Genomic DNA, 13,077 nt, shown 5'->3' with positions numbered 1-13,077 from the left:
GCGCCCGCCGGCGCGGTGCCGGCTACCCGGCCGGCGTCGCCACCGCCGCGGCGGTGTCGGGGGCGAGGGTGCCGTCGGCGACGACCACCTGGTAGCGGCCGTGCCGGCTGGTGCCAGCGGGGATGGTCGCGGTCTGCGCGAAGGCGAACGCCACGCACACCCCGGGGTACATCGTGGTCCGGACGAACCACCGGTCCCCCGGCCCGAGACCGCTGAAGACCAGGGTGTACGCCCCACCCTCCGGCGCCCGCCCGCGCAGCGCCACCCACGGCTGGTCACCGCCGTTGACCGCCTCCTCGCCGTGCCGCGCACCGGCGAACACCTCGGGCGGCTCGGCGGCCAGGGCCCGCCAGAAGAACCCGCCGTAACCGGCACCGCCGGGGCGCCCGTTGGTGGCCGGGCTGCCCAGCACGACGTCCCGCCCGGCCGGCGCGGTGAGGGTGCTGTCGATCGTGAGCCGCCAGGCGTCCGGGTGGCCGGAGACGGCCGCGGCGGTGAGGGTACGCCGCTCGGTGAGCAGCACGGTGCCGCCCGGGTCGCACCAGTGCAGCCGGTGGTCGAGTCGGTCGGGTGTCCGGTGTTCCCATCCGGTGTGGACGATCCGCCCGTGGTCGCCGCGCCAGGTGTATCCGACGTCGCGGACGTAGGTGCGTCCGCCCCAGAGGTTGGTGCCGTTGACATCCTGCACCGCGAGCGACGCCCCGAGGTGCCAGACGTGGTCGTCCGGCAGCGCGTCGGTGACCGGGGTGCCGGCCAGGGTCCGCACCGGATGCAGGTACGGCCGGGGCCCGTGCTTGGCGTCGAGGTCGGGGGCGAGCACGTAGCGGGCCACCGGCGTACGGCCGACCAGCAGGTGCGCGTCGGCGGACGACGGTGCCTCGTCGACCGTCCCGGTGCCGGGCTGCGGGCCCGCCGGGTCGAGCGCGCTCACGACAGTTCCGCCCGGGTGACCGGCCGGCGGCGGGCGACGGCGTGCACGGCGGCCAGCGCGTACCCGGCGAGGATCGGCACCGCGACCGGGGTGACCAGCACGCCGAGCAGCACGGCGACCACGACGGTCCCGGCCAGCGCGGCAGCGGTCGCGGGGTGGTCGAGGCAGGCGCGGGCGGCGCGGGAGGCCGCCGACCGCCACCCGGTGCCGCCCGTGCGGCCCACCTCGACCACGATCGCGGCGGCGTAGCCGAGCAGGACCGCCGCCACCATGATGGTGACGGTCAACCCGACCGCACCGCCCGGCACCCGACCGGTGGCCAGCACGGCCAGGTTGGTGGCGAGCAGCCCGACGCCGCCGAGGCCGAGCAGGGTGACCGGCAGACCGGGCAGCAGCCCCCGGCCGAACCGGGACAGCGTCCGCCGGGCGGTGGGCCAACTGCCGGTGCCGAGCCAGTCGTGCACGGCCGCGCTGGCGGTGCCGACCGCGGCGCCGGCGGTCAACACCGGTGCCGCGGCGAGCACGGTCAGGATGCCCACCAGCGCCAGGTCGGCCCCGTCGCGTACGGTGTCGCGCCAGTCGCGGCCCGGCGCCGGCTGTTCAGCCCTTGATTCCACTGGTGTTGATCCCCTCGACGAGCATCCGCTGGAAGGCGACGAAGAACACGAACACCGGCAGCAGGGAGAGCACCGCCATGGCGAACATCGGGCCGACCGCGCTCTGGCTGGTCGAGTCGATGAACAGGGTCAGCGCCACCGGTACGGTGTAGTCGCTCAGGTTGGACAGGAAGACCAGTTGCCGGAAGAACTCGTTCCAGGTCCAGATGAACGAGAAGATCGCCGTGGTGACCAGGGCGGGCCGGCTCAGCGGCAGGATGACGTGCCGGAAGATGCCGAAGGCGCCCGCGCCGTCGATCCGGGCCGCCTCGTCCAGTTCGCGCGGGATGCCGCGCATGAACTGCACCATGAGGAAGACGAAGAACGCCTCGGTGGCCAGGAACTGCGGGATCAACAGCGGCAGGTACGGCCAGTCGCCGCCGACCAGCCCGAGACTGCGGAAGAGGATGTACTGCGGCACGATCAGCACGTGACTCGGCAGCAGCAGGGTGCCGATCATGACGGCGAACCACATTCCGCGCAGCCGGAACTTCAACCGGGCGAAGGCGTACGCGGCCAGCAGGCAGCTCACCGCGTTGCCGACGACGGTGAGCAGGCTGACCATCGCGCTGTTGACGAAGAACCGGCCGAAGCTGACGTCGAAGTTGCTCCACCCGGCGGTGTAGTTGCCCGGGGTGAACTTCTCCGGCAGCAGGCCGATGTTGTTGACGATCTCCTCCTGTGACTTGACGGAGGTGCCGATCATCCAGATCAGCGGGTAGAGCACGACCGCGACGATGGCCAGCAGCACGACCAGCCGCAGCCAGGAGCGGCTGCGCGAGCGTTGCGGGCGGGACGCCACGGGCGGGGCCACGGTGCTCGCCACCATCAGCGGTCCTCCCCGTCGGAGTAGTGCACCCAGAACCGGCCGGTGCTGAAGAAGACCACCGTGATCAGCGCGATGGCGATCAGGAAGACCCAGGCCATCGCGGAGGCGTAGCCCATCTCCAGGTCGGTGAAGCCGGTGATGTAGAGGTTGAGCGTGTACATCAGGGTCGAGTCGACCGGCCCGCCGGTGCCGTTGCTGAGCACGAACGCGGCGGTGAAGCCCTGGAAACCGTTGATGGTCTCCAGCACCAGGTTGAAGAAGATCACCGGGGAGAGCATCGGCAGGGTCACGTTGACGAACTTGCGGAACTTGCCGGCCCCGTCGACCGAGGCGGCCTCGTACAGCTCGGTCGGCACCTGCTTGAGCCCGGCCAGGAAGATCACCATCGGGGCACCGAACTGCCAGATGGCCAGCACCATCAGGGTCTCCAGGGCCCAGTCCGGGTCGTTGACCCAGGGCTTGCCCTCGATGCCGAACAGGGCGAGGAAGGAGTTGAACGCCCCCTCCCGGTTGAACATGTTGACCCAGACGATGGCCAGCGCCACGCTGCCGCCGAGCAGCGACGGCAGGTAGAACAGGCCGCGGAGCAGCCCGACCCCGCGCCAGGCGCGGTTGAGCAGCAGGGCCACGCCGAGCGCCGCGGCCAGTTTCAGCGGTACGGCGATCAGGGCGAAGCTGAGCGTGACGCGTACCGAGTGCCACCACGACGGATCGCTGGTGAACATCCGTTCGTAGTTGGCCAGCCCGACCCACTCGACCTCCGACCACGGGGTGAGGATGTCGTAGTTGGTGAAGCTGAGGTACAGGGACAACAGCATGGGTATCGCCGTGATGCCCATCAGACCGATGAGCCAGGGCGACAGGAAGACGTAGCCGGCCAGACCTTCCGCGTGCCGGATCCGTCCGGTCCCGCGCCGGGTGGCGGGGGGTCGGACGGATCCGGTGCCGCGGCGGGTCGGGTCGGGCGCCGTGGTCAGGGCCACGAACTGCTCCTCTCCGGGTATCGCGGCGGATCAGGAGGCGATGGCCGCCTTGCATGCCTCGACGAACTGGGCGGCTGCCTCGGCGGGGGTGGCCCGGCCGTACTGCGCGTTCTCGGCGGCCTTGGTCAGCTCGGCGCGTACCTTGCTGTGGCCCTTGATCGGCACCTGCGGCGACTCGCCGAAGGTCTCGGCCAGCTTGTTCTCGACCTCGATGGACTGCTTCATCGCCGGGTCGGTGGTGTCGTCGCTGACCACCCGGCGCAGGTCCATGTTGGACGGCAGGCCCCGGTCGGTGCCGAGCAGCTTGACCGCCTCCGGGTCGTTGGCCAGGAAGTTGATCACGTCGACGGCGAGGTCGGCGTTCTTGCTGCCCCGGAAGACCGACCAGTACATCGAGGCGCGGGCCCACTGGGCGCTCGGGTCACCTGGGTAGGCGATGACGCCCAGCTCGTCGGAGGTGTTCTTCTTCAGCTCCGGCATCTGGTTGACCCAGACCCAGGAGGTCGCCGACTTGCCGGTCACCACCAGCTGCTTGGTGATGTCGGTGGCGTTGCCCTCGTGGATGACGTCGGGCGTCGGGGTGGCGCCGGAGTCCCGGGCACCCTTCCACAGCTCGAACCACTTGGTCACGTCCTCGACGGTGAAGCCGAGGTCGCTGCCGGCGTAGAGGTCCTTGCCCTGCTGGCGCAGCCACACCCAGAACGCCTTGTAGTCCGCGCTCGGGTCCTGGGTGCCGGGGACGCCGGCCTTCTTGCTGACCTGCTCGGCCCAGGCGATGTGCTCCTCCCAGCTCATCCCCGTGGTCGGCTCGGGCAGTCCGTTCTTGGTCAGCAGGGTCTTGTTGTAGACCAGGCCCTGGGTGTTCTCCCCGGCGGCCAGGCCGGCGAGCTTGCCGTCGACCACGCCGTACTGGAGCAGGCTGGGCGGGAACTTGGTGGTGTCGAGGTCGCCTGCGTCCTGGTACTTCTTCAGGTCCAGGGTCACGTTGCGGGCGGCGTACTCGGCGAGGAAGTTGTCGTCGATCTGGAAGATGTCCGGTGGGTTGCCACCGGCGGTGAGGGTGGCCAGCTTGTCGAAGTAGCCCTGGTTGGCCTGCCAGGTCGTCTCGAAGGTGACGTCCGGGTTCTTCTTGGTGTAGAGCTCCAGCGCCTGCGCGGTGAGCTGGGCCCGGGCGTCACCGCCCCACCAGAAGATGGAGATCTTGGTCTTGCCGTCGGACGCGCCGTCGTCGCCGCAGGCCGCGGCGGCGCCGACCAGGGGCAGGGCCACCACTGCGGCGAGCAGGCCGCGCAGCAACCGGCGGCGCAGCAGGGGGGTACGGTAGGTGCGCCCGTCGGGCGCGCTGGTGGGGTGCGTTGCGGGGTGCATGTGCGCTCACTCCTTGGCGTTAGGAGGCGACGACGTCACCGGCGGCCACTCTCGGGCCGCCCGGGTCCGCACGGCGATGCGGGCCCGGGCCTGCGGCAGTGGCTCCGGAACGTTCCCGGCCGGCGTAGGGTCCCGGTCCGGTGGAGTCGCGGATGACCAACTCGGTCTGGAGCATTACCTGTGCGGTGGTGCGACGGACGCCGACTGCCACGGCGGCGGCACCGCTGGCCCGCCCGGTGCGCGGGAGATCGGTGTCCTGTTGCAGCAACATGTCGACGGCCGTCCGGCCGGCGGCCGCGGTCGGGGTGGCCACCGTCGTCAGCTTGGGGCGGGTGAGCCGGCTCAGTGAGATGTCGTCGACCCCGACGACACTCACCTCCCCCGGCACCGCGACCCCGAGTGCGTCGAGCCCCTCCAGGAGGCCGATCGCCATCAGATCGTTGTAGGCGAGCACGGCGGTCACCCCGGCCCGGCGAACCTGCTCCGCCTGGGCCAGGCCACCGTGCTCGGTGGGCGGGTTGGGACCGAGCACGGTCAGGTCCGCGCCGGCCGCCCGGGCCGCCACTCCGGCGGCCCGCCGGAGTTCCCGGCTGGTCCAGGAACCACGCGGCCCGCCGAGCAGGGCGATCTCCCGGTGCCCCAGGCCGGCCAGGTGCTCGATGGCCGACCGGGCGCCCTGACCGACGTCCATCAGCACGCACGGCAGACCGGCCAACTGGCGGTTGACCACCACCAGCGGAACCTCCCGGCTGAGCTGCTCGATCAGGCTGTTGCTCATCCGTGGGCTGCACAGCAGCACCCCGTCGACCTGCTTGGCCAGGGCGTGGACGAGTTCCTCCTCGGCGGCGGCGTCCTCGTTGGTGTCGGCCACGAAGACGTGGTAATCGCGGTGCCGGGCCTGACTTTCCGCCGCCTTGATCAGCGGCGGGAAGAACGGGTTGGCGATGTCGGCGATGATCAGCCCGATGTTGTGCGTACGGCCGGTGATGAGGGCGCGGGCGGCCCGGTTGGGCCGATAGCCCAGATCCTCGGCGCAGGCGAGCACCCGTACCCGCGTCTCCGGGTTGACCAGGTGGGGTGCGGAGAAGGTGCGGGAGACGGTGGAGATGTGTACGCCGGAGGCCCGCGCGACGTCCCGGATCGTGACTGGCACTGCGGCCCCCTTCGTCGATGTGTCGGCGGTCACGGGTGCCGCCAATTAATGCAAACGGTTGCTCCAGTGTCAACGGCGGATGGTTACAGCTGCGTTTCGGCGCAGCACTCACCATGCGCTCCAATACTCATCAATTACCGCAAAAGCCGCCGATTGCTGGCTCGCCGTTGACGTCGAGCGATCGAGCGTGGTTACTTCACTGCAAAGGTTTGCACAGAGATCGAGGAGGATCGGTCCGTGTCACCGCAACCCGGCAGGCCGGCCCGGTACGCCGTGGTCGGCACCGGCGCCCGCGCCGAGATGTTCGTCCGCGCACTGGTCCGCGACCACGCCGACACCGCCGAACTGGTCGCCTTCGCCGACGTCAACCAGGCCCGGATGGACGCCCACAACCGGTGGCTCGCCGAACTCGGCCACCCGCGCGTACCCACGTACCACGCTGGCGACTTCACCGCGATGCTGGCCAAGGAACGAGTCGACGTCGTCCTGGTCACCTCGGTGGACGTCACCCACGACGAGTACGTGGTGGCCGCCCTGGACGCCGGCTGCGACGTGGTCACCGAGAAGCCGATGACCACCGACACCCGGCGCTGCCAACGCATCCTCGACGCGGTGCGGCGCACCGGCCGGCGCGTCACCGTCGCCTTCAACTACCGCTACAACCCGTTGCACGAGCAGTTGCGGCGGCTGCTCGCCGACGGTGCGGTCGGCGAGATCGGCTCGGTGCACTTCGAATGGCTGCTCGACGTCCGCCACGGCGCCGACTACTTCCGCCGCTGGCACCGCGACAAGGCCAGCTCCGGCGGGCTGATGGTGCACAAGGCCAGCCATCACTTCGACCTGGTCAACTGGTGGCTTTCCGCCACACCCGTGCAGGTGTACGCCGCCGGTCGGCTGTTCTTCTACGGCGAGAACGGACTTCGGCACGGCTACGCCCGCGACTACGACCGGGCGCACGCCTCCCCCGACGCCGCCGACGACCCGTTCGCGCTGCACCTGGCCGAGCACCCCCGGCTGCGTGAGCTGTACCTCGACGCCGAGTCCGCCGACGGCTACCACCGCGACCGCAACGTCTTCGCCCCCGGCGTCAGCATCGAGGACGACATGGCGGTGCTGGCCACCTACTCCACCGGCGCCACCATGACCTACCACCTCACCGCGTACGCGCCCTGGGAGGGCTACCGGGTGATGGTCAACGGCAGCCGGGGCCGCCTCGAACTGGAGGTCAGCGAGAGCGAGTACGTCAGCCCCGCCGCGGCCGGCGCGCTCAAGGGCGCCGCCCTGCACGGCGACCAGGCCGCCGCCGAGGGTGGCTCGGCCACGCTGACCCTGCGCCCCTTCTGGTCCCCGCCACGACGCATCGAGGTCGACGGGTACACCCGACACGGCCACGGCGGAGCCGACGCCCGGATGACCCAGGTGATCTTCGGCGGCGTACCCGACCCGCTGCACCGCGCGGCCAGCGCCCGTGACGGCGCGTTGGCCCTGCTCACCGGCCTGGCCGCGAACCGGTCCTTCGACACCGGCGCCCCCGTACGGGTCGCCGACCTGCTCACCCTCGACTGACCTCTACCCCAGGAGTCGCACCCCGTGCCCACCTCGACCCGACCAGACCTGCTCCTACCCGCCGAACCGAGCCAACGCGCACTGGCCCGGGAGCTGTACGCGCTGGTGGCGCGGTTGCCGATCATCTCACCGCACGGGCACGTCGACCCGGCACTACTGGCCGAGGACCAGCCGTTCCCCGACCCGGCACAGCTGCTCATCGTGCCCGACCACTACCTGACCCGGATGCTGTTCAGCCAGGGCGTGCTCCCGGCCGAACTGGGGGTACCCACCCGCGACGGCACCCCGGTGCAGACCGACGGGCGACGGATCTGGCGCCGCTTCGCCGAGCACTGGCACCTGTTCCGGGGCACCCCGTCGCGGCTGTGGCTGGAACAGACCTTCACCGAGGTGTTCGGCGTCGACACCCGGCTGTCGCCGCAGACCGCCGACGAGGTGTACGACGCCCTCGCCGCCCGGCTCGCCGAACCCGACTTCCGGCCCCGGGCGCTGTTCGAGCGGTTCAACATCGAGGTGCTGGCCACCACCGAGTCGCCCCTGGACGACCTGGGCCGACACGCCAAGCTCGCCGCCGACGGGTGGGGCGGGCCGGGCGGCCGCGTGGTCACCACGTTCCGCCCGGACAACGTGGTCGACCTGGAGTTCGGGGACTGGGCGGCCAACGTCGACCGGCTCGGCGAGATCACCGGCGAGGACACCGGCACGTACGCCGGCTACCTGGCCGCGCTGCGCTCGCGCCGGGAGGCGTTCATCGCCGCCGGGGCCACCTCGTCGGACCACGGGCACCTCACCGCCCGTACCGTCGATCTCGGCGCGGACGCGGCGGCGCTGTTCGACCGGGCCCGCCGGGGCCGGGCCGAACCGGGTGACACCGAGGCGTTCCAGGCGCACATGCTGCTGGAGTTCGCCCGGATGTCGCTGGACGACGGGCTGGTCATGCAGCTGCACCCCGGCGCGGTCCGCAACCACAATCGGTGGCTGTACGCCCGGCACGGCCGCGACGTCGGCGGCGACGTCCCGCAGGTCACCGAGTACGTGCACGCGCTGGCGCCGCTGCTGGACGCCTACGGCAACGACCCCCGGCTGCGGGTGGTGCTCTACACCCTGGACGAGGACACCTTCACCCGGGAACTGGCCCCCCTCGCGGGCGGGTACGCCGCCCTGCTGCTCGGTGCGCCCTGGTGGTTCCTGGACTCCCCCGAGGTGCTGCGCCGGTTCCGGGAGACCGTCACCGAGACCGCCGGCTTCTACAACACCGCCGGGTTCGTCGACGACACCCGCGCGTTCTGCTCCATCCCGGTCCGCCACGACGTGGCCCGCCGCATCGACGCCGGATTCCTGGCCCGGCTGGTCGCCGAGCACCGGCTGCCCATGGACGAGGCCGCCGAGACCATCGTCGACCTCGCGTACCGGCTGCCGAAGAAGGTCTTCAAGTTCGGAGAGTTCTCATGACCACCATCACCGACGTCACCGTGCACGACGTGCGGTTTCCCACCGCCGCCAGCGGCGACGGCTCCGACGCGATCAACCGGGGTGACTACTCGGCCACCTACGTCGAGCTGAGCACCGACGACGGTCCGACCGGCGCCGGGTTCACCTTCACCAACGGCCGCGGCAACGAGATCACCTGCGCGGCGGTACGCGCCCTGGCCCACCACGTGGTCGGTCGTACCGTCGCCGAGATCACCGCCGAGCCGGTGGTCTTCTGGCGCTCCCTCGTCGCCGACGTCCAACTGCGCTGGCTGGGCCCGGAGAAGGGGGTCATCCACATGGCCACCGGCGCGCTGGTCAACGCGGTGTGGGATCTGCGGGCCAAGCTCGCCGGCAAGCCGATGTGGCGCTACCTGGCCGAGTTGTCCACCGAGGAGCTGGTGGCCAACGTCGACTTCCGGCACATCACCGACGCGCTCACCGCCGACGAGGCGACCGCCATCCTGGACAAGGGACGCGACGGGCTCGCCGACCGGCTGGCCGTGCTGGAGCGCGATGGTTTCCCGTCGTACACCACGTCGGTGGGTTGGCTGGGTTACCCCGACGACAAGGTGCGGGCACTGACCCGCGCGGCGTACGCGCAGGGCTGGCGGGCGATGAAGATGAAGGTCGGCGGGCCGCCCGCCGACGACCTGCGGCGGGCCCGGATCATCCGGGCGGAGATCGGCCCGGACGCGCTGCTGATGATGGACGCCAACCAGGTGTGGGACGTCGACGAGGCGATCACCAACATGACGGCGCTGGCCGAGGTCGACCCGTACTGGATCGAGGAGCCGACGCACGCCGACGACATCCTCGGCCACGCCCGGATCGCCCGCGCGGTGACCGAGCTGACCGGCGGGCGGTGCCGGGTGGCCACCGGCGAGGTGGCCGCCAACAAGGTCATCTTCAAGCAGTTGTTGCAGGCCGAGGCGATCGGCGTGATGCAGATCGACGCCTGCCGGGTCGGCGGGGTCAACGAGGTGCTCGCCGAGATCCTGCTGGCCGCGAAGTTCGGGGTGCCGATCTGCCCGCACGCCGGTGGGGTCGGGCTCTGCGAGTACGTCCAGCACCTGGCGATCTTCGACTACCTGCGGGTGGGCACCAGCCTCGACGGCCGGATGGTGGAGTACGTCGACCACCTGCACGAACACTTCGTCGACCCGGTACGCACCCGCGACGGGCGATACCTGCTGCCGACCGAGCCCGGGTACAGCGCCACCATGCACCCCGAGTCGATCGCCACCTTCGGCTTCCCGGACGGCCCGGCATGGCGGTGACCGTGGGCGCGTCCCGGCTCGACCTCGGGGCGCTGCGCCGACTGCCAATCGACGCCCGTCCACTGGTGCGCCCCGGCACCGTGCCGGTCGGCATGGTCCACCTGGGACTCGGCGCGTTCCACCGGGCCCACCAGGCGGTCTACACCGAGCAGGCGGTGGCCCGGGCCGGCGGGGACTGGGGCGTCGTCGGGGTGGCACCGCGCAACGCCGAACTGGTCCGGGTGCTGACCGCGCAGGACAACCTGTTCAGCGTCAGCACCCTGTCGGCGGCCGACCAGCACACCCGGGTGATCGGGGCGCTGGCCGGGGTGCGGCTGGCCACGGCCGACCCGCAGGCGGTGGTGGCGCTGCTGGCCGACCCGGCGATCCGGGTGGTCACGCTCACGGTGACGGAGAAGGCGTACCAGCTCGACCCGGCCGGCGGGACGCTGCGCCCGGATCCGGCGCTGGTGGCCGACCTGACCACCGACCGACCGCCGGCCACCGTGCCGGGGTTGCTGGTGCGCGGACTGCTGGCCCGGGCCGCCGCCGACGCCGGGCCGATCGCCCTGGTCAGCTGCGACAACCTGCCCGCCAACGGCCGCCGGCTACGCGGCCTGGTCAGCCACGCCCTGGCGTACGCGGGCGCACCGCAACCGGCCGTCGACTGGGTCGGCGCGCAGGTCGGCTTCCCGGGCACGATGGTGGACCGGATCGTCCCGGCCAGCACGGCGGAAACCCTGTCGGCGGCCCGGCGGGCGCTCGGGGTCGAGGATCTCGCGGCAGTGGCGGCCGAGCCGTACACCCAGTGGGTCATCGAGGACGACTTTCCCGGCGGCCGGCCGGCCTGGGAACAGGCCGGCGCGGTGCTCTGCGCCGACGCCGGGCCGTGGGAGCGGCTGAAACTGCGTACGCTCAACGGGGTGCACTCGGCCGCCGCGTACCTCGGCGCGCTGGCCGGTTGCGAGACGATCGCGGACGCCCTCGCGCTGCCCCACCTGGCCACCGTGCTGCGCCGGCTGATCGCCGAGGACGTGGCGGCCAGCTTCACCCCGCCGGACGACGTCGACGTGGTGGCCTACGGCGAACAGGTGCTGGCACGCTTCGGCAACCCGGCCATCCGGCACCGCACGCTCCAGGTGGCGATGGACGGCTCGCAGAAGCTGCCGCAGCGGATCCTGCACACCGTCGCCGACCTGCGGGCCGCCGGCCGTTCGGCACGCTGGGCGGCGCTGGTCGTCGCCGCCTGGATCCGGTTCGCCCAGGGCACCGCCGACGACGGCCGTACGCTGCCCCTGGACGACCCGCTCGCGGACCGCATCCGGACCGCCCTGGCCGGCGCCGCGTCCCCCGCCGACACGGTGGCGGCGGTGTTCGCCCTCGACGAGGTCGTGCCGCCCGAGGTGGCCGCCGACGAGACGGTCCGCGCCGACGTGACCGCCTGGCTCGCCGACCTCACCCGCCACGGCACCCGCGCAACCCTCACCAGCGCGGCATGAACGTAAGGAAGGGCACCTTATTAACGCCTGGTGTAGAGGAAGGGCCCCCTATTAACACCGCACGCGTGGCACTGATCGGGGCCAACGGGCACGGTCGCTGGCACCGGCGGGTGATCGGCCCGCTGCACGTCGCGGGGCGGCTGCGGCTGGTCGCCCTGGTCGATCCCCGGCCGATCGAGGAGGAGCCGGCCGCGCCGGTGCCGGCCGGCACCCGGGTCTTCACCGACCACCGGACGATGCTCGCCGAGGTCGCGCCGGACGTGGTGGTGATCTGCACCCCACCGCACACCCATCTGTCGATCGCCCGGGACGCGGTGGCCGCCGGTGCCGACCTGCTGCTGGAGAAGCCACCGGTGCTGTCCAGCACCGAACACGAGGAACTGGCCGACGCGTTGGCCAGCACCGGCCGGGTGGCGCAGGTCGGGTTCCAGGCGCTCGGCTCGGCGGCACTCACCGCGCTCACCGACGCGGTGAGCGCGGGCCGGCTCGGTACGGTCACCGGCATCGCGACCGTCGCGGCCTGGCAACGGCCGGACGCGTACTACGCCCGCGCCCCATGGGCCGGCCGGCGTCACCTCGACGGCCGGCCGGTGCTCGACGGCGCGCTGGCCAACCCGTTGGCACATGCGGTCATGCAGTGCCTGGCGGTCGCCGAGGCGGTCACCGGCCACCCGGTGGATCCGGCCCGCATCGAGGTGGAGCGGTACCGGGTGCGACCGATCGAGGTCGACGACACGGCGGTGCTACGGCTGCGACCGGCGGTCGGTCCACCGATCGTGGCCGCGGTGACCCTGGCCGGGGAGGACTTCGTCGCCGGGGAAGTGATCGTCACCGGCAGTGCCGGCCGGGCGGTGCTGGAGTACCCGACCGACCGGCTGTCGTTGCCCGGCGATCCGGGCCCGCGCGAGGTGCCCGGCCGGCGGGGGCTGCTGGAGAACCTGCTCGCCCATCGGGCCGACCACCGGGTTGCGCTGATCGCACCGCTGGCCCGGACCGCCCCGTTCACGGCGGTGCTGACCGCGCTACAGGCGGCGCCCGAGCCGACGCTGCTCGGCGGCGGCCTGGTCGACGCGGTCGGCGAGGGCGCGCAGCGGGTGCTGCGCATCCGGGGCGTCAACGAGGTGCTGCGCCGGGCCGCCGAGCACGGCGAACTGCCATCCGAGTCGGGGGTGGCGTGGGCCGTCGCGCCCTGGCAGACCCCCGCGCCGGACCCGCCCGCACCGGCGGAGCGGATGACATCGGAATAGGAGGTACCGCAACCGGGCTACAAATCGTCGGTCCGAGCTGGACTGGCGCAGCGGCGATGAGCAGCAGTTTCCCGACCGGGACAGGTCGGGGCAATGCCGGCCGATCACATTTACTG

The 13,077-nt window shown here is 71.9% G+C and carries 11 protein-coding genes; 5 read left to right on the top strand and 6 right to left on the bottom strand.

All coding sequences use genetic code 11. The features are described from left to right. Positions 1 to 22 precede the first annotated feature (22 nt). Genes E0H26_RS09135 through E0H26_RS09110 form a run of 6 tightly spaced genes read right to left on the bottom strand, consistent with a single transcriptional unit; the run spans position 23 to position 5,920 of the window. Complete coding sequence (locus E0H26_RS09135) at positions 23 to 931, bottom strand: DUF6807 domain-containing protein (protein ID WP_206024969.1); 909 nt, start codon at positions 929 to 931, stop codon at positions 23 to 25. Then, positions 928 to 1,548 carry a hypothetical protein gene (locus E0H26_RS09130; protein ID WP_131303106.1) on the bottom strand — a complete coding sequence of 207 codons (621 nt, stop codon included), beginning with the start codon at positions 1,546 to 1,548 and terminating at the stop codon, positions 928 to 930. Before E0H26_RS09130 ends, E0H26_RS09135 begins: the two co-directional genes overlap by 4 nt. Continuing rightward, entirely contained in the window at positions 1,532 to 2,416 is an 885-nt protein-coding gene (locus tag E0H26_RS09125) for a carbohydrate ABC transporter permease (RefSeq protein ID WP_131303105.1), read from the bottom strand. Before E0H26_RS09125 ends, E0H26_RS09130 begins: the two co-directional genes overlap by 17 nt. Beyond that, the gene (locus E0H26_RS09120; protein ID WP_131303104.1) at positions 2,416 to 3,399 is read right to left on the bottom strand and encodes a carbohydrate ABC transporter permease; all 984 of its coding nucleotides are present in this window, start codon (positions 3,397 to 3,399) and stop codon (positions 2,416 to 2,418) included. The genes E0H26_RS09125 and E0H26_RS09120 overlap by 1 nt, the downstream gene beginning before the upstream one ends. Before the next feature lie 30 nt (positions 3,400 to 3,429). Further along, positions 3,430 to 4,767 carry an ABC transporter substrate-binding protein gene (locus tag E0H26_RS09115; protein ID WP_131303103.1) on the bottom strand — a complete coding sequence of 446 codons (1,338 nt, stop codon included), beginning with the start codon at positions 4,765 to 4,767 and terminating at the stop codon, positions 3,430 to 3,432. Positions 4,768 to 4,786: 19 nt separating this feature from the next. Further along, positions 4,787 to 5,920, bottom strand: a complete 1,134-nt coding sequence (locus E0H26_RS09110) for a LacI family DNA-binding transcriptional regulator (protein ID WP_131303102.1) — start codon at positions 5,918 to 5,920, stop codon at positions 4,787 to 4,789. Between the two features lie 237 nt (positions 5,921 to 6,157). Here E0H26_RS09110 and E0H26_RS09105 point away from each other — a divergent pair, with 237 nt between their 5' ends. From E0H26_RS09105 to E0H26_RS09085, 5 genes are read left to right on the top strand one after another with little or no spacing between them, the layout of a single operon-like run. After that, positions 6,158 to 7,486 (top strand): Gfo/Idh/MocA family protein, encoded by a 1,329-nt coding sequence (locus tag E0H26_RS09105; RefSeq protein ID WP_131303101.1) that lies wholly within the window; start codon positions 6,158 to 6,160, stop codon positions 7,484 to 7,486. A gap of 24 nt (positions 7,487 to 7,510) precedes the next feature. Continuing rightward, positions 7,511 to 8,938 (top strand): glucuronate isomerase, encoded by a 1,428-nt coding sequence (gene uxaC / locus E0H26_RS09100; RefSeq protein WP_131303100.1) that lies wholly within the window; start codon positions 7,511 to 7,513, stop codon positions 8,936 to 8,938. Further along, a complete protein-coding gene (locus E0H26_RS09095) occupies positions 8,935 to 10,236 on the top strand; it encodes an enolase C-terminal domain-like protein (protein ID WP_131303099.1) in 1,302 nt (433 codons plus the stop codon). The genes uxaC and E0H26_RS09095 overlap by 4 nt, the downstream gene beginning before the upstream one ends. Further along, entirely contained in the window at positions 10,227 to 11,714 is a 1,488-nt protein-coding gene (locus E0H26_RS09090; RefSeq protein ID WP_131303098.1) for a mannitol dehydrogenase family protein, read from the top strand. Before E0H26_RS09095 ends, E0H26_RS09090 begins: the two co-directional genes overlap by 10 nt. Then, the gene (locus E0H26_RS09085) at positions 11,711 to 12,961 is read left to right on the top strand and encodes a Gfo/Idh/MocA family protein (protein ID WP_131303097.1); all 1,251 of its coding nucleotides are present in this window, start codon (positions 11,711 to 11,713) and stop codon (positions 12,959 to 12,961) included. Before E0H26_RS09090 ends, E0H26_RS09085 begins: the two co-directional genes overlap by 4 nt. Positions 12,962 to 13,077 lie beyond the last annotated feature (116 nt).

The organism is Micromonospora zingiberis (assembly GCF_004331455.1).
GTDB lineage: Bacteria > Actinomycetota > Actinomycetes > Mycobacteriales > Micromonosporaceae > Micromonospora > Micromonospora zingiberis.
Note: the sequence above shows the minus strand (reverse complement) of the source record. Positions and strands in the feature narration are given on the sequence as shown.

Excerpts from the sequence above, each read along its gene's own strand:
- E0H26_RS09125 (WP_131303105.1), bottom strand. The coding sequence starts at position 2,416 with ATGGTGGCGAGCACCGTGGCCCCGCCCGTGGCGTCCCGCCCGCAACGC.
- E0H26_RS09115 (WP_131303103.1), bottom strand. The coding sequence starts at position 4,767 with ATGCACCCCGCAACGCACCCCACCAGCGCGCCCGACGGGCGCACCTAC.
- E0H26_RS09095 (WP_131303099.1), top strand. The coding sequence starts at position 8,935 with ATGACCACCATCACCGACGTCACCGTGCACGACGTGCGGTTTCCCACC.
- E0H26_RS09090 (WP_131303098.1), top strand. The coding sequence starts at position 10,227 with ATGGCGGTGACCGTGGGCGCGTCCCGGCTCGACCTCGGGGCGCTGCGC.
- E0H26_RS09085 (WP_131303097.1), top strand. The coding sequence starts at position 11,711 with ATGAACGTAAGGAAGGGCACCTTATTAACGCCTGGTGTAGAGGAAGGG.